We start from the raw sequence: 15,498 nt of genomic DNA, 5'->3' as shown, positions 1-15,498 counted from the left end.
CGGCGCCGAGTTGATTTCAGGACGTGGACGGCGCCGGCGCAGGGCGCGCGTTCCCGTCAAGCAAGGAGCGGATCATGAACCAAGAGGTCATGAACCTTTTCAACCAGCAGGCTCAGCCCCAGAGCTTCGACCAGATCAAGATCTCGATCTCCAGCCCCGAAAAGATCCTCTCGTGGTCCTACGGCGAGATCAAGAAGCCCGAGACGATCAACTACCGGACCTTCAAGCCGGAGCGTGACGGCCTGTTCTGCGCCCGCATCTTCGGGCCGATCAAGGACTACGAGTGCTTGTGCGGCAAGTACAAGCGCATGAAGTACAAGGGCGTCATCTGCGAGAAGTGCGGCGTCGAGGTCACCCTCGCGCGCGTGCGGCGCGACCGCATGGGCCACATCGAGCTCGCCGCCCCGGTCGCCCACATCTGGTTCCTGAAGTCGCTGCCGAGCCGCATCGGCCTGCTGCTCGACATGCCGCTCAAGGATCTCGAGCGGATCCTCTACTTCGAGTCCTACTGCGTCATCGAGCCGGGCCTCACCCCCCTCAAGGAGCGCCAGCTCCTGTCGGAGGAGGAGTACCTGCGCGCCCAGGAGGAGTACGGCGAGGATTCGTTCACGGCGATGATCGGCGCCGAGGCGATCCGGCGCATCCTGCAGGAGCTCGACCTCGACGGCATCGCCGACTCGCTGCGTGAGGAGATCGCCACCACGACCTCCGAGCTGAAGCCGAAGAAGCTCCTGAAGCGCCTCAAGATCATCGAGGCGTTCCAGATGTCGGGCAACAAGCCCGAGTGGATGATCCTGACCGTCGTCCCCGTGATCCCGCCGGACCTGCGCCCGCTGGTTCCGCTCGACGGCGGCCGCTTCGCCACGTCGGACCTGAACGACCTCTACCGTCGCGTGATCAACCGCAACAACCGCCTCAAGCGTCTGATCGAGCTGCGCGCGCCCGACATCATCATCCGCAACGAGAAGCGGATGCTGCAGGAGGCGGTCGACGCGCTGTTCGACAACGGCCGCCGCGGCCGCGTCATCACCGGCGCCAACAAGCGCCCGCTGAAGTCGCTCGCCGACATGCTCAAGGGCAAGCAGGGCCGCTTCCGCCAGAACCTGCTCGGCAAGCGCGTCGACTATTCGGGCCGCTCGGTCATCGTGGTCGGCCCGGAGCTGAAGCTGCACCAGTGCGGCCTGCCGAAGAAGATGGCGCTCGAGCTGTTCAAGCCGTTCATCTACGCGCGCCTCGACGCCAAGGGCTTCTCGGCCACCGTCAAGCAGGCCAAGAAGCTCGTCGAGAAGGAGAAGCCCGAGGTCTGGGACATCCTCGACGAGGTGATCCGCGAGCACCCGGTGATGCTCAACCGCGCGCCGACGCTCCACCGCCTCGGCATCCAGGCGTTCGAGCCGAAGCTGATCGAGGGCAAGGCGATCCAGCTGCACCCGCTGGTCTGCGCCGCGTTCAACGCCGACTTCGACGGCGACCAGATGGCCGTGCACGTCCCCCTGAGCCTCGAGGCTCAGCTGGAGGCGCGCGTCCTGATGATGTCGACCAACAACATCCTGCACCCGGCCAACGGCCAGCCGATCATCGTGCCCTCGCAGGACATCGTGCTCGGCCTGTACTACCTCTCCATCGTCGGCGAGGGCCTGGTCGGCGCGTTCCAGCCCGACCACAAGACCAACCCGATGCAGGGCGTCTACGGCGACATGGGCGAGCTCGAGCACGCCCTGGCCGCCAAGTCGGTGAAGCTGCACTCGAAGATCAAGTGGCGCTGGAAGGGCATCGGCCCCGACGGCGAGCCGCTGACCAAGACCTACGACACCACGCCCGGCCGGGTGATCCTGTCCGGCGCGCTGCCGCTGCACGCCAAGGTGCCCTTCGACGTCGTCAACAAGCTGATGACCAAGAAGGAGATCTCGTCGATGATCGACACCGTCTACCGCCACTGCGGTCAGAAGGAGTCGGTGATCTTCTGCGACCGCATCATGGCGCTCGGCTTCAACCACGCGTTCAAGGCCGGCATCTCGTTCGGCAAGGACGACATGGTCGTGCCGGAGAATAAGTGGACCATCGTCGACACCACGCGCACGCTGGTGAAGGACTACGAGCAGCAGTACAACGACGGCCTGATCACCCAGGGCGAGAAGTACAACAAGGTCGTCGACGCCTGGGCCAAGTGCTCGGACAAGCTCGCCGCCGAGATGATGCTCCGGATCTCGACCGTCCAGAAGGACGACCAGGGCGCCGACAAGCAGATCAACTCGATCTACATGATGAGCCATTCCGGTGCGCGCGGCTCGCCGGCGCAGATGAAGCAGCTCGCGGCGATGCGCGGCCTGATGGCCAAGCCCTCGGGCGAGATCATCGAGACGCCGATCATCTCGAACTTCAAGGAAGGCCTCGACGTGCTCGAGTACTTCAACTCCACCCACGGCGCCCGCAAGGGCCTCGCGGACACGGCGTTGAAGACCGCCAACTCCGGCTACCTGACCCGCCGCCTCGTTGACGTGGCGCAGGATGCGGTCATCCGCGAGGTCGATTGCGGCACCACCAACGGCATCAAGATGCGCGCCATCATCGATGCCGGCCAGGTCGTCGCGACGCTGGCGATCCGCATCCTCGGCCGCGCCACGGCGGAGGATCTCGTCGCCCAGGACGGCACGGTCATCGTCAAGACCGGCGAGACCATCGAGGAGCGTCACCTGCCCGCCATCCAGGCGGCCGGGATCCAGGAGGTGAAGATCCGCTCGGTGCTGGTCTGCCAGACCCGCCAGGGCGTCTGCGCCACCTGCTACGGGCGCGACCTCGCCCGCGGCACGCCCGTCAACATGGGCGAGGCCGTCGGCGTCATCGCGGCGCAGTCGATCGGCGAGCCGGGCACCCAGCTCACCATGCGCACCTTCCACATCGGCGGCGCAGCGCAGATCGCGGATTCGTCCTTCATCGAGTCGAGCTTCGAGGGCACGATCAAGATCCGCAACCGCGCGATCGCCAAGAACTCGGACGGCGACCTGATCGCCACCGGCCGCAACGTGGCGGTGGTGATCGTCGGCGCCGACGGCACGGAGCGGGCGGTGCACCGCCTCCAGTACGGCGCGCGCCTGCGGGTCGACGACGGCGACAAGGTCAAGCGCGGCCAGCGCATCGCCGAGTGGGACCCCTACACCCGCCCGATCATCACCGAGACGGACGGCGTGGTGATGTACGAGGACATGGTCGACGGCCAGTCGATCACCGAGACCACCGACGAGTCGACCGGCATCGCCAAGCGCGTCGTCATCGACTGGCGCGGCTCGGCGCGCACCTCGGACCTCAAGCCGGCGATGGTGGTCGTCGATGCCGAGGGCAAGCCGGTCAAGCTGCCGCGCGGCTCGGACGCCCGCTACTTCCTGCCGGTCGACGCCATCATCGGCTACGACCCGGGCGGCTCGGTGAAGGCCGGCGACATCCTCGCCCGCGTCTCCACCGATTCGGCCAAGACCCGCGACATCACCGGCGGTCTGCCGCGGGTGGCGGAGCTGTTCGAGGCGCGGCGCCCGAAGGACGCGGCGATCATCGCCGAGAAGTCGGGCACCATCGCCTTCGGGCGCGACTACAAGAACAAGCGCCGCCTGTCGCTGACGCCGCACGACGGCTCGGAGACGGTCGAGTACCTGATCCCGAAGGGCAAGCACATCCACCTTCAGGACGGGGACGTGGTCGAGCTCGGCGACTACATCGTCGACGGCAACCCGGCGCCGCACGACATCCTGGCGATCAAGGGCGTGGAGGAGCTGGCCGCCTACCTCGTCAACGAGATCCAGGAGGTCTACCGGCTCCAGGGCGTGTCGATCAACGACAAGCACATCGAGGTCATCGTCCGGCAGATGCTGCAGAAGGTCGAGATCACCGACGGCGGCGACTCGGACATCCTGGCGGGCGACCAGATCGACCGCACGGAGCTGACCGAGGTCAACGAGAAGCTCCTCGCCGAGGGCAAGAAGCCGGTCCAGGGCGTCCCCGTCCTGCTCGGCATCACCAAGGCGTCGCTGCAGACGAAGTCGTTCATCTCGGCGGCCTCGTTCCAGGAGACCACCCGGGTCCTCACGGAAGCCGCGGTCAACGGCAAGATCGACCACCTGGAAGGCCTCAAGGAGAACGTCATCGTCGGCTCGCTCATCCCCGCGGGCACCGGCTCGATGGTGGCCGACATCCGCGCGGTGGCACGCCGCCGCGACAGCATGATCCTCCAGCAGAAGGCGTCCGACAGCGGCGCCCGGCCGCTGGGCGAGCTGCCCTCGGCCGCGGCCGAGTAGGCCGCGAAGCGATCCACGACCTGCGAAAGGGCGGCCCGGCGGGCCGCCCTTTTCGTTTCGGGGGCTGGGCGATGCCGGCCGAAGGTCGGGGCCGCGGCAAGCGGAACCATGACCTTGGCCGTTCGTTCTGAGATCATGGAACACGTCAAGTCCACAATCCTCACGACCGCCGTGCTCGTTACGGGATTGATCACCGCCGCGCATGTTCTGCATCCGCGCGATCCGGCCTTCGAAACGCGCCGCGGACACTCTGTCGTCGCGTCCGCCGAAGCTGCGACGGCCTGGAGCGATCCGCCGGCGCGCGCGTCGCAGGCCGAGACGGCGGAAGCGACGCTGGCGCGTCCCGCCTCCTTCACCCTCCTGCCCGTCGCGATGACGGCGAGCCTGTCGGGGCTCGAGGATCAGCCGCAGGCGCGTCCGGTGCGGAAAGCCGAGCACGTCCATGCCCGCAGGGTGGCGCAGCCCAATGCGAGCAGCCGGCCGGCCGCGGCCCGGATCGAGCAGCAGGCCCCGAGCCCGGTCGCCTCGGCGACGCAGCCGGGCAAGCCGGTGGAGGGCGATCCGATCGGCGACCTGATGAAGGTCCTCGGCCTCAATCGCGACAGCGAGGGCTGATGCACATCCTCACGGCCGGCCCTCGGGCGGCCATGAGGATTGCAGGCGGCTTCGGTCGATCCCGCCCCCCGGTGGATCCATTCGCACCGACGTGGGCCGGTTCCTCGCGCGGCCACAAGCAGCGCGGACCTGCGATGGGGTCGTCCGATCCGGCCCGCTCAGCGCTTCTTGCCGAGCTCGGCGGCGATGTCCTTGATCATGCGCCCGGCCTTGCGGTGCGCCGTGGTCAGCTGGTCCTGCGTCACGCCCCAGCGCTTCATCCAGTACTCGACCGCCTTCCGCTCGGAGAGATCGAGCCGATCCTTGTCGATGAATCCGCGCTTGTCCTTGAGGCCTGCCATGGTCGCTTTCGAGAACAGGGTCGCCGCCGGGATCGTATCCGCCCGGCATGAGCGAGGCAGGTCGGCACGGCGCCGGCGCACGAGCCGTGGTGGATGGATCGGGACGACCGGTCGGTCGATGGCGATGTTTCGGCGGTGCGGCGGGACCGGTCAAGGGTTTCACCCTCGACGGGGCATCTCGGACTTCGCCGAAGCCCCGCCCGGGTGCCGGAGCCCGAGGCCTGGGCCTCGCGGCGTGCCGAGCGGTGCAAGCGGGCTGCCCGCGCCCCTCGGGCAGCCCTGGTGCCTCTTCGGCTACCAGCCGCCGTAGCCGTGCGGCCGGTCGCAGTGCCAGCGGTCGCCGTACCCGGCGGCGCGATAGCCGTAACCTTCCGGATCCGTCGCGTCGGAGCGCACGATCCGCGTGGTCCGGTAGACCACCTCGTCGTCGTATGCGCGGACGACGCGAGCGGGCCGATAGCGCACCACGGGGGGCGCATCTGCGTAGCCGTAGGCGGGCGCAGGGTCGCCATAGCCGTAGGCGGGCGCCGCGTGCGCCTCCGCGGCAGCGGCACCGAGGAGTGCGCCCGCGGCGAGCCCGCCGATCAGGCCGGCCGCGAGGGCACCGCCGCCCCGAGCCTCGGCTGCGGTGGTTCCGAACCCGCTCGCCGCGAAGAGCACGGCGGCTGTGACGGCAGCAATCTTCTTCATCGCCCATCTCCTGACACGTCGCGGGGCCGGCATCGTGCCGAAGCCCCGGTCTCGGCTGTCGAGGAGAAGATTGGCAGGGTATCGCTGGACCGACGCTGAAGCCCGTCGGCAGCAAGCGTTCAGCTTCCTCGACCGCGGTGGGCGAACGCCGCCCGGCGGCGCCGAAATGCCGGCGGAGAAGATTGCAGGACAGACGACGTCAGCAGGACGCCGCGACGCACCGACCGCGCACGAGATCTATCGATCATCGGCCTTTCAGGAGCGCTTATCAGTCAGCCGTGATGTCCGTGCGAAGAATCAGGGCCCGGCGTTCAGGCGCCTTCGAATGCGGCCTCTCGTGTGAGCCGCGAAGGGCGCCGTCGTCGAAGAGCGCGGCCGCCCACAACCCGTTTTCATGCACCGACGCTTCGACGTACGACATCGAAACGTTGGTGCGGCCAAGAGGACTCGAACCTCCACCCCTTGCAGGACTAGCACCTCAAGCTATGCGTAACCGCTGGAATTGCGCAATCTTTTTGCCAAAACCGCGATCTGGCTCGATCTACAGATCAATGGGTTACAGGGTGTTTGCCAAAGGCTTTTCGCCGCTGGCCGCCCCGTGGCGCGGCACGCCAAGCGGCTTTAGGATCGCCCCATGGCAGACCCGACGACCGGCGACCTCATCAAGGCCAAGACGATCGCCTCCGACGAGGTGAACGCAGCGGTCGACGTGTTCATGCGCGAGCCGACGGTGAGCCTGTTCCGGTTCACGAGCGGGCACACGGTCGATCCGGCCGCCGCGGTGAAGGAGCACGAGCCGTCGCGGAAGGCGGTCGCCGAGCCCGGCGCGTCTGAGACTTTCCGGCGCGGGATGGTGCGCACCGCGATCCTGCTGGCGCGGCCGGTGGCGCCATGAGCGATCCTGCGAACAGCAACACGCCGGCTCAGCTCTTCGACATGCGGAAGGACGACGAGGGCTGGACGGTCTACGACATCGCCACCGGCGAGCCGGCGCGCGTCAACGGCGTGCCGCAGACCGGCCTCGACATGGAAGTGGCCGATGATCTCGTCGACCTGCTGACCCTCCTCGCTCGGCAAAAGAACGAGAGCACCGAGCATTGAGCGAGGCGCTCCGTTTCGCCCTGCCTCTGCGCATCAAGGCGGCCGAGGAATCGGTGCAGGTGGTCGACCGGGCCGGGCGGGTCATCTTCTACGTCTACGTGTGCGCCGAGCCCGAGCGCCGGATGAACACCAAGCGCCTGTCGCCCGAGGAAGGCGTCGCGGTCGCCCAGATCGCCGCGCGGGCGCTGACGGACCGGGTAGAGCGTGGCGAATGATTCAGCCATCCGCGGGCGTGCTCTCGAAGCTCTGCGCGCCGCTGCGATGAACCCCCTCGGCCTGCGGCTCTCCGCGCACCCGAAGTCGATGCGCGCCCTGGTCGAACTCGGCTACATCGACGTCCGGTCGGCGCAGTACCCCGGGCGCCGGCGAGACGAGCAGGCGTGGTTCCTCAGCGACAGCGGGCACGAGCTGCTGAAAGTGCTCGGCCCGGGATAAGCCGGCGGCTGTCAGCCGCGTTGCGCTACCCCGCCCGCGCCCCTATCCCCGCCGGCCCACATCCGGCGAGACCCATGGCATCCCCCGCACCGATTCGACCCACGCCTTCCGACGTGCAGGCCTGGCGCAATGCGCTCGAGGCTATGAAGCCGACGGTGCCGCCCTGTCCCGGCTTCTCGGCGCAGCGCTGGCAGGAGATGCGCGAGGCGGCGATCGACTTCCTCGACCGGTTCGGCGAGGAAGCCATCGCCCTCGGCTGGACGGTCACCGACCTGTTCGGCGTGCATCCGACCGTTGGCGTGGTCCGGGTCGACTACTGCGGCGGCCTGATGATCAACGCGCGCCGCGTCGAGGCGATCGGCGACACCTGGATCCGGTACGGAAACCAGACCTTCCGGCGGAACCGGCCAGGGCGGCCTGTTGGCGTGCCGGTGTGGGAGGCTGGGCGATAGGCGGCATGAACGAAAAGCCCGCCTCGGCGGCTGCCAGGCGGGCTTGTTCTGCACCAACTATTCCTTGGTCGTCAGATATTTGAAGCGGTCGTAAGCCCCAGCCCGCTAAATAGCCGATCTAGGCCGAACGGCATTCCATAGGGGTTTTTTACCGCACCTTGAACTGACAATTCTGCCTTCCAGTTTTCAGCATGCATCGCCAGAATCACAAAAAACCCCTGAGCAATAGTTTCTCTGTATTCGGTAAGGAGGTGCGGATAAGTGCAGGCGATCTCATCCGACGCAGCTAAGATTTCCTTTTGTTCATCGCTGAGCGTCGGCACTTCCGGCGGCCTCTCACTCAGAAATGCACGAATGCGCTGACCGCCCACCAGTGAATTTCCGAGTACAAGCAACTGACCAGAGAGCACGCGCTTCAACGTCGGAGGGAGGCGATCGTCAGCAAGAAGGCGCTCGGTTGTTGCGAGGCATACATCAAGCACGCCGTCCGCTATCTTCAGCGCTTCCGCCTTATCGCGCGCGTCGGCGGTAGCGCGAACGAGTTCGCGCCCGATCAGAAGAGACAGGGCCAAGATGGCTATGACGATGAGAATCGTGCCTTGCATGCCGGTCACCATGGGAAGTTATCTATGGCGGGGGTTGCCGATTTGCAATTCGAGGATCACTTGGGCGGCGCTGACAGGAGCGGCGGAGCTTGCGGTGGCGCTGGTGTGGGCAACGGTACGCTCGGAATTCCAAATTTTTTCGCAATGCTGAGCGCTTGGTTCTGCGCCTTCAGCTGAAGCTCTGCGCGCTTGGTCCGCACCAAGAGCCATGCCGATAGGAAATTTCGGAGGAGCCACAGAAGGCAAAATCCGCATCCTGCGCCGACGGTCCACGCGGGATCAGCATGAGCAACCAAGGCGGAAAAAGTGCCGAGCGTGACGACGGAAAAAACCAATCCGTCGGGCCCAAATTTCGCCAGCCCTTTGATCGCCTGCTTTATTGCGCTTTGCATCCACATCGCCGACGGCTCCACCGGGTCAGCAAAGATATCCTAGCAGCCAATTTTTGTAGAGCCCAAAAAGAAACCCGCCGCGGCGGATGCCGGGCGGGCTGAGTCGGGGGAGGAACGAGGCTGAGGGGCCTCACCCTTCGGGCGGCGGATCTCGGGACGCGGCTAGGTCGCGCAGGACTCCGATCACCACCACGGCGAGGACGAAGCCGCACAGGGCCGCCATCCAGAGGTGGCCGGACGTGAAGGCGCCTTCGGGGCAGGACCTCATGCCGGCGGTACACCAAGACCGCGCAGCGCCCCGGTGTGGAACCAGTCGCCGATGTACGGGCGGGTCCGCTCGATCAGCGGGCGGATGTCGGGCCGGGTGATCAGCAACAAGCCGACGACGAGCGTCGCGATCCCGACGCCGATGCCGAGAGCAATTCGATTCCGCCGCGGCACCTGCCCGTCGAGGCTGCCCGGCGCGCAGATGTGGAGCGCCGCGCCGACGACCGAGCCCATGATGATGAACGACACAATCTCGCTGTTGAGGAACCAGTCAGAGGGCGCAAGGCGGTAGGCGATGCTGTAGGCCGTCTGCCCCAGATGCGAGGCAAAGGACAGCCAGATACCCACGATGAGATAGTCGCTCGAGATCGGATCGTTCTTCCACAGCGCGCGCCACGCATCTGGGCCGTAGACGTAGAGTACGACCGCATAGAACCCGGCCGCCATCACCCGCGCGGCGAGGATCATGTCCGAGTTCGGGACGAAGAAGTTGCAGAGCTGGTAGCCGAGGAAGAGCAGCAGGGCCGCCCAATAGATCGTCCCCTTGATGCGCACCGGCGTATCGTCCTGATAGATCACGAGCGATCCCCCTCGCGCTGTGCCGCGCGCTCTTCCATTTGCCGCAGGGTAGCTTCGACGGTGATGCGGACGTCGCTCAGGCGCCGCGCCTGCTTCCGGCGCGCCGCTTTCACCGCGTCGACCGACATGACGTGGAGCGCCTGGGCGCGCTCCAGCCGGTCGCAGTCGTGATTGCACTCGGGGCACACCTTCCGGCGCATCCAGCGCGTCAGCCAACCGAAGCTCATCAGGCGCCCCCACGTCCGGCGAGGACGTCGAGGCGGCTCTTGATGTCTTTCAGAGCGTCCTTGGTGATCTCGCGGTTGCCCTCGTCGCCCTTCAGCGCCTCGGCGGCGAGCTTCGCGATCTCGATCTGCCCTTCACGCACGTCGTCAAGCGCGGCCGACGTCGCAGCGTTGCCGGAGGCCTGACGCTCCAGGGCGGTCGCCATCTGCCCGCGTTCCTCGATCCGCGCGACCATGCAATCGCGCCACCCGTTGAACAGGAAACGGATCGTGAGCAGCGCGAGCGCGAGAAGACCCCAGGGACCGTAGTCCTTGAGGAGATTGGCGAGGTCGAGCGCGGTCACGGGTCAGCGCTTTGCCGCGATCGTCGGCGCGGCAGTACCCTTCTGTTTGTCGTAGGAGCGCAGGCCGGCGATCCCAAGCATGCCGGTCAACACCGTCATCAGCACCTCAGACGGCGGGACCGGCGGCATGGGAATGCCGATGCCAAAGGCGGCGTTCACGATGCCAGTGAGCCAGGCGAGGCCCGGCTGCAGCAAGGCGACGTAGAGCAGACCAATGCCGCAGACCCAGCCGACGAACGGCCGCCAACCGCCGACGAACATCGACGGGTTCTGCGCTTCCGCCGTGTTCGTCTCCGCCTGCGCCTTGGCGATCTCGGCTGCAGCGGTCGCTGCGGCGGCCTCCCGATCGACAACGAGCTTCTGCATCTCGATCGCAGCTTGAGCCTGCTGGCCCGGGTCCGGGATGAAGCGGCCGATGATGTTGGTGATGCCTTCGATCACCGCAGGCGCGGCAGTGAGGGCTCCGATGATGCCAGCGGCCATGGGGTCAGACCTTCTTCACGGGGAAAGCAATGCGCAGACGCTCAGCCATGCGAGCGAACAGGCCGGGCGCCGGAACCGGGGGAGCGGGGACGGCCACGGCCGGCGGCACTGGATCGACTGGGCGGATCGGAGCGGCGGGTGGCGGCGCGAGCGGCTTGGTCTCGACGGGGATCGTAGACACGACGACGGTGAGGCCGCCCGGCACATGCCCTGCCGTCTTCAGCGCCGCTTGAAACGCTCGAAAGTAGCCGGCGATCGTCGATGCCTTGTCCTGCCCATTAATGATGGCCCGGGCGCCGACTGGGCCGGACTTGCCGGGCGCGAAGTAGTCGGCGAGCTTGCGGCCGGTGAACCAGCCCTCTTGCATGCCCAGGAACATGATCGCTGCGGCGATGTCCGGCGTCATCGCCATGTCGGGCGTCACGGTTAGGTCGAGCGACCGGTCGAGGTAGCCGCGGTTCTGGAGCTCGCCCGTGACCCGCCGATAGTTCGACCGGCCCGTGAGCTGGACGTAGCCGCGGCCGGCGAACTTGGCGCCGTCGCCCGGCACCGTGTTGCCGAGGGCCTTCGCGACGTCCGGCCGGCCACCGTGCGGGTCGTACATGCGGGTGTAATAGGCCGCGCCGCCGAGTTCCTTGATCGGGAGCATGGTCCGCGCCGTCTCGTGGAACGCCGTCGCGAGGCAGTAGGCCAGCGCGTCGGATCCGAGGTCAGGCGGGCAGGCGTCGAGCAGCGAGCCCATCCCCGACACCTGCCCTTGCGACAGGGCCTTCGGAAACGGGTCGGAGCGCACAGCGCCGTAGAAGACGGCGCGATCAAGCGCAGCAGCCATGGTCAGTCCTCACGATGTCTGAGAGCGGTGGGTGGTGGCGCGGGTTGTGCTACGCGGCCCGCGGAGGCGCACATGCTCGGAAAGCTCAGATCACTCGTGGCCAGCGCGTCGAGGCCGCAGCAGCCCTACGTCGATGAGCGACCGCCGATGTCCGTTGAGGAGCTGATGAGCAGCTTTCCACCCATGAAGCCGGTGCGGCCGCCACGAGCGACCAACGACGACGTGATGGCGCCCGTCTACGAGGCGGTAGAGGAAGCTCTTCACCGAGCCGGGCTGCTCGCTCAGCGGCAGGCGTAGGGTCAGCGGCGCCGGGCCGGCGGGCAGATGCGGGCCGGGATGCCCTCGACATCGACAGCCACGCAGACCGTATGATGGCGAGCAGCAACGGCCGGAAAGGTCACCGCACCGAGAAGCGTGAGGACCATAAGGACGCGGGCTATGACGGATCCTGGCTGCATCACGCGACCAAAACGGAGGCTGGGCCACGACTGAACATAGACTGCTGGAATACTTCAGTGTCACGCACGAAAGTACACCCGGTAAAGTTGGCGTGGATATAGTCGTCCGTGCCCCCCTTCCATAGACCCGTGTTTGCGCCGGCCTCTAACTGCGCACCACCGTCTACATACCCACTGAAGCCCGGTAGGCCGGCACGGATTGCCGTGTTGAGCGCAACTCGCTGAGCATTGAAGCTCGCCGCGGTCTGTGTGCCATTGCTATATGTAGAGTCGGGATCAAGCGTAGCCCCGATGATCGTCTTCCCAGGGAAGTAGCCGGCAATTGTCGTGAGGCGGTTCTGAACGGTTGTTGCACTATCGCCCGAGGCAATATCATTGCGGCCGTACTCAATCAGGACGTGCGACGCATACTGCGCCAGAAGGGCGCGTTGCGCATGGCTAGCAATATAGGCGCTAGCCTTGTCACCCGACTTGCCCGAGGCAATGAGGCCGACCCCCAGGGCAGACAACGACCGCTCATAGTACCCAAGATCGTGACTGGCATCCAAGTATGAATCGCCGACCCCGACCGAGCGACTATCACCAACTAAGCAAACGCTGGCTTTTCGCGTTGGCGCAAGGATTGCAACCGGGCCGTAGCCAGTGCCGCCATCTCCGCTGTTCGTGTAAGCCTGTCCGCTATTGGTGCCAAGCGCATAGTTCGGAACATTGTTTCCGAATTGGAAGGTATCGCCGTGCGATATATCAGTAGCGGCAAAATCGGTAAAGTAGACAATGCCTGCGCTGTTCTGATAATAGTACCAAACACCGCCTTCCGCACCCATTGGGATACGGCATTGCAGAGGGTCGGACATTAACATCCCGCCGTCCGGAATGATGCCACCGTCCATCCCACCTGTCCCAGCAACGGGAGATGTCGAGAACCTAAAGCGTTTGAAGACGCCTGTGGGATACTCTAGCAATGCAAAAATCGTTGCAGCAGCTCCCGGCCCCTTTTCTTGTAGAGTGGCGCCATCAACGTAGAAGTTCGGCCACAGCGTCTGAAGCTGCGTGATGTGGTCTCGAGCATAGAACCGCCTCCGCCCACCCATCTGCGTATTGCTGTTGACGAAAAAGCTCGGAACTCGGCAGTGGTTGGCGACCTGTCCGAGATAGGGGGCGGAGAGCGTCACGTCGGCGGCGCGCTGGTAGCTGCGCACCCGCCATACGCCGGAAGCATCCGACGACGCGATGCAGGTGTCCCCCGGCGCGGTCAGGAGGTTCAGGGCGCCCGGCAGGATCAGTTTTGCGGGATCATGGACAAGCGTCAGCGCCGACGCGAACCGAATAGAGCGAATCCGCTTTGCCGCCGTGCCGAACGAGGTGACCGTCGTGGTGCCGGTGACGCGCACGAACTGCGCAGTGGTGGTGCCGATGTCGGTCGTGGCGGCCGAGGCGGCGTCGACTTCGGCCGCGTCCAGCGCAAGGTTAGCTTGAGCTTGGACGGCCTGGGCGGCGGTCAAAGATTGCGCGCGGTCGTAGAGGATGGCCGCGACAGTGCCAGTTGCTACGGCGTTGGTCACAAAGGCGGTGGTCGCCAGCAGCGTCGAATTGTCGGTGGCGGCAGGCGTCGGCGCCTTCGGCGATCCGGTGAAGGTAGGGCTCGCGAGCGGCGCCTTGAGCGCCAGCGCGGCGGCGACGATGAGCGAAGTCAGCGCCTTGGTATCGTCGGTGGCGGCGTTGAGGTCCGCTGCTGTTGCCTTCGGTACTGTGATCGTACGGTCGACGCTGAGGTCGCCGCCACCAGTGGCGAGGCCAGTTGCCAGGACCTGCCGTGTCGGCACAACGCCAACAAGCGCCGTGCCGTCTGCCCGCTGGTAGACCCGCACCCGCCAATTGCCCGATGCATCCGAGGTGGCGATGCAGGTGTCGCCCGGCGCGGTGATGATGTTCGCCCCCGTCTGCAGGATGAGCGACGTGGCATTGTGGGTGAGCGTCAACGCGGCGGCGAACCGGATGATGCGGAAGCCGTGTGCCAGCGGCCCGAACGACGTGATCGTGGTGGTGCCGTTGATGAGCACCTTGAGCGAAGTCGCCGTACCGAGATCAACCGTCGCCGCCGATGCGATCGCCGTCTCGGACGCGAGGATGTCGATTCCCGGCGCAGTGGACGGCCCTTTAAGCGCGGTGATGTCCGAGTTGATGCCGGCACGCGCAATGACGAGGCCGCCTGGCGTCGAGCCGTCCTGGAGACGAAGGTTAGTATTGTCCGAGATGACTTCGCCGGACGGTCCGACATAGGCCAGGATCGCGGCCATGTTCGGAAGATCGGATGCCGCACCGAGGCGGGCGAGGCGGCGGGGCTGACGGGACATCAGTTGCTCCAGTCGTCGGATGCGGCAGGCGAGGTGTCGAAGCTGAAGTCGAAGGCCGCGAGGTTGAGCGCGCTGGCGTAGCTCGCGGCGTCAGCGCGGGCGGACTGCGCCAAGACGGCGTCGGCCCGGGCGCTCGTGGCGGAGCTGGCGGCCGCGTCTCGGGCCGTGATCGTGTCCGTGCGAGCCGCGACGGTTGCGGCCTGCGCGGTCTCGGAACCTGTGCGGGCGGCCTGCGCCGCAGTCGCGCTCGTGCTGGCCGAAGATGCCGAGGCGGCCGCCGCCGCCTTGCTGTTGGCGGCATCGGACTGAGAGGCGGCGGCGGCAGATGCAGCCGAGGTGGCTACGCCGGCTTGCGTCGTGGAAGTCGCAGCGGCGCCTGTAGAGATCCCAGCCTGTGCGGTCGCCGTTCCGGCGGCGCTGGTGGCGGTGGAAGCCGCTCCGGTCGCAACACCGGCCTGTGTCGTAGCCGTCGTGGCGGAGGCAGCGGAGGCGGTTGCCGAGCCTGCCGCCGCGTCGCGCGCCACGATCGCGGCGTCGCGTGCTGCTTGTGCATCGGCGGTGGCCTGTGCGGGACTTGCCTTGATCACCTGCCAGGCCGCCCAATCGGCGGCGCTGTTGGTGTTGGCGAGCTTTACAGCAACGGCATAGGTCGCCACGCCCTGATAGCTGTAATCGACCGCCAGGTAGACGAAGCCAACCGGCTGGTTATTGTAGACGGTCCGCTGTGCAACTGTGCCAGCGATGTCGAACCGCAGCGGCAGGGCGGCGTCAAGTTTGTTGACGAGGTCGGTAATCAGCGCGTTCGTGGTGACGTTGCTCGACCAGTACGGGCCGCTGCGCGAGGTCGCGAAGTCTGCTCGGTCGGTGAGCGTGGCCCCCGGCCACGGCTGCGCCAGCGTGATCTGCCCCGGCGTAACCGACGAGATGACGACGGTGATGCCAGCCAGAATGAACAGGTCGCCGGCCTGCTCGATGAACGACGTGCCGGTACCGACGACCGCCGTCGAGCCGGCCGTCACGGAGACGGTAGGATCAGCCAT

20 protein-coding genes are annotated in these 15,498 nt (G+C 66.4%); 8 read left to right on the top strand and 12 right to left on the bottom strand.

Features of this window, described 5'->3' with window-relative positions:
* Window positions 1-74: 74 nt before the first annotated feature.
* Together rpoC and MKK60_RS22665 are read left to right on the top strand one after the other, a co-directional pair.
* Complete coding sequence (gene rpoC / locus MKK60_RS22670) at window positions 75-4,286, top strand: DNA-directed RNA polymerase subunit beta' (protein ID WP_147727147.1); 4,212 nt, start codon at window positions 75-77, stop codon at window positions 4,284-4,286.
* A gap of 114 nt (window positions 4,287-4,400) precedes the next feature.
* On the top strand, window positions 4,401-4,901 hold the full coding sequence (locus MKK60_RS22665) for a hypothetical protein (protein ID WP_243988675.1): 501 nt from the start codon (window positions 4,401-4,403) through the stop codon (window positions 4,899-4,901).
* A gap of 158 nt (window positions 4,902-5,059) precedes the next feature.
* On the opposite strand, the gene MKK60_RS22660 is transcribed toward MKK60_RS22665, so the two are convergent.
* Both MKK60_RS22660 and MKK60_RS22655 read right to left on the bottom strand, forming a co-directional pair.
* Window positions 5,060-5,242, bottom strand: a complete 183-nt coding sequence (locus MKK60_RS22660) for a DUF3606 domain-containing protein (protein WP_147842154.1) — start codon at window positions 5,240-5,242, stop codon at window positions 5,060-5,062.
* A 294-nt stretch (window positions 5,243-5,536) separates the two neighbouring features.
* Window positions 5,537-5,932, bottom strand: coding sequence for a hypothetical protein (locus MKK60_RS22655; protein WP_147842153.1), 396 nt, complete (start codon window positions 5,930-5,932; stop codon window positions 5,537-5,539).
* A 634-nt stretch (window positions 5,933-6,566) separates the two neighbouring features.
* Here MKK60_RS22655 and MKK60_RS22650 point away from each other — a divergent pair.
* The 5 genes from MKK60_RS22650 (at window position 6,567) to MKK60_RS22630 (ending at window position 7,920) form a co-directional block, all read left to right on the top strand.
* Window positions 6,567-6,827, top strand: a complete 261-nt coding sequence (locus tag MKK60_RS22650; RefSeq protein ID WP_243988674.1) for a hypothetical protein — start codon at window positions 6,567-6,569, stop codon at window positions 6,825-6,827.
* The gene (locus MKK60_RS22645) at window positions 6,824-7,033 is read left to right on the top strand and encodes a hypothetical protein (RefSeq protein ID WP_243988673.1); all 210 of its coding nucleotides are present in this window, start codon (window positions 6,824-6,826) and stop codon (window positions 7,031-7,033) included. Before MKK60_RS22650 ends, MKK60_RS22645 begins: the two co-directional genes overlap by 4 nt.
* The gene (locus MKK60_RS22640) at window positions 7,030-7,248 is read left to right on the top strand and encodes a hypothetical protein (protein ID WP_243988672.1); all 219 of its coding nucleotides are present in this window, start codon (window positions 7,030-7,032) and stop codon (window positions 7,246-7,248) included. Before MKK60_RS22645 ends, MKK60_RS22640 begins: the two co-directional genes overlap by 4 nt.
* Window positions 7,238-7,468 (top strand): hypothetical protein, encoded by a 231-nt coding sequence (locus MKK60_RS22635; RefSeq protein WP_243988671.1) that lies wholly within the window; start codon window positions 7,238-7,240, stop codon window positions 7,466-7,468. The genes MKK60_RS22640 and MKK60_RS22635 overlap by 11 nt, the downstream gene beginning before the upstream one ends.
* A gap of 74 nt (window positions 7,469-7,542) precedes the next feature.
* Window positions 7,543-7,920 carry a hypothetical protein gene (locus tag MKK60_RS22630; protein ID WP_243988670.1) on the top strand — a complete coding sequence of 126 codons (378 nt, stop codon included), beginning with the start codon at window positions 7,543-7,545 and terminating at the stop codon, window positions 7,918-7,920.
* Window positions 7,921-7,991: 71 nt separating this feature from the next.
* Here MKK60_RS22630 and MKK60_RS22625 read toward each other — a convergent pair whose 3' ends face one another.
* The 8 genes from MKK60_RS22625 to MKK60_RS22590 form a co-directional block, all read right to left on the bottom strand.
* Window positions 7,992-8,537, bottom strand: a complete 546-nt coding sequence (locus MKK60_RS22625) for a hypothetical protein (RefSeq protein WP_243988669.1) — start codon at window positions 8,535-8,537, stop codon at window positions 7,992-7,994.
* Window positions 8,538-8,581: 44 nt separating this feature from the next.
* Window positions 8,582-8,923, bottom strand: a complete 342-nt coding sequence (locus MKK60_RS22620; protein ID WP_243988668.1) for a hypothetical protein — start codon at window positions 8,921-8,923, stop codon at window positions 8,582-8,584.
* A 124-nt stretch (window positions 8,924-9,047) separates the two neighbouring features.
* A complete protein-coding gene (locus MKK60_RS22615; protein WP_243988667.1) occupies window positions 9,048-9,185 on the bottom strand; it encodes a hypothetical protein in 138 nt (45 codons plus the stop codon).
* On the bottom strand, window positions 9,182-9,763 hold the full coding sequence (locus tag MKK60_RS22610) for a hypothetical protein (protein ID WP_243988666.1): 582 nt from the start codon (window positions 9,761-9,763) through the stop codon (window positions 9,182-9,184). Before MKK60_RS22610 ends, MKK60_RS22615 begins: the two co-directional genes overlap by 4 nt.
* Entirely contained in the window at window positions 9,760-9,990 is a 231-nt protein-coding gene (locus MKK60_RS22605; RefSeq protein ID WP_243935154.1) for a hypothetical protein, read from the bottom strand. Before MKK60_RS22605 ends, MKK60_RS22610 begins: the two co-directional genes overlap by 4 nt.
* Complete coding sequence (locus tag MKK60_RS22600) at window positions 9,990-10,331, bottom strand: hypothetical protein (protein WP_243988665.1); 342 nt, start codon at window positions 10,329-10,331, stop codon at window positions 9,990-9,992. The genes MKK60_RS22605 and MKK60_RS22600 overlap by 1 nt, the downstream gene beginning before the upstream one ends.
* A gap of 3 nt (window positions 10,332-10,334) precedes the next feature.
* Window positions 10,335-10,814, bottom strand: coding sequence for a 3TM-type holin (locus MKK60_RS22595; RefSeq protein WP_243988664.1), 480 nt, complete (start codon window positions 10,812-10,814; stop codon window positions 10,335-10,337).
* 4 nt (window positions 10,815-10,818) lie between these two features.
* On the bottom strand, window positions 10,819-11,646 hold the full coding sequence (locus MKK60_RS22590) for a hypothetical protein (protein WP_243988663.1): 828 nt from the start codon (window positions 11,644-11,646) through the stop codon (window positions 10,819-10,821).
* A gap of 72 nt (window positions 11,647-11,718) precedes the next feature.
* Between MKK60_RS22590 and MKK60_RS22585 the strand changes: the two genes are divergently transcribed.
* Window positions 11,719-11,943 (top strand): hypothetical protein, encoded by a 225-nt coding sequence (locus tag MKK60_RS22585; RefSeq protein ID WP_243988662.1) that lies wholly within the window; start codon window positions 11,719-11,721, stop codon window positions 11,941-11,943.
* 160 nt (window positions 11,944-12,103) lie between these two features.
* On the opposite strand, the gene MKK60_RS22580 is transcribed toward MKK60_RS22585, so the two are convergent.
* Window positions 12,104-14,458 (bottom strand): SGNH/GDSL hydrolase family protein, encoded by a 2,355-nt coding sequence (locus MKK60_RS22580; RefSeq protein WP_243988661.1) that lies wholly within the window; start codon window positions 14,456-14,458, stop codon window positions 12,104-12,106.
* Window positions 14,458-15,498: a hypothetical protein gene (locus MKK60_RS28540; RefSeq protein WP_279604220.1), complete on the bottom strand. Its 1,041-nt coding sequence runs from the start codon at window positions 15,496-15,498 to the stop codon at window positions 14,458-14,460. The genes MKK60_RS22580 and MKK60_RS28540 overlap by 1 nt, the downstream gene beginning before the upstream one ends.

Source organism: Methylobacterium sp. J-092, assembly GCF_022829325.1.
In the GTDB taxonomy this organism is placed as follows: Bacteria; Pseudomonadota; Alphaproteobacteria; order Rhizobiales; family Beijerinckiaceae; genus Methylobacterium.
This window is presented reverse-complemented; position numbering and strand designations above follow the sequence as displayed.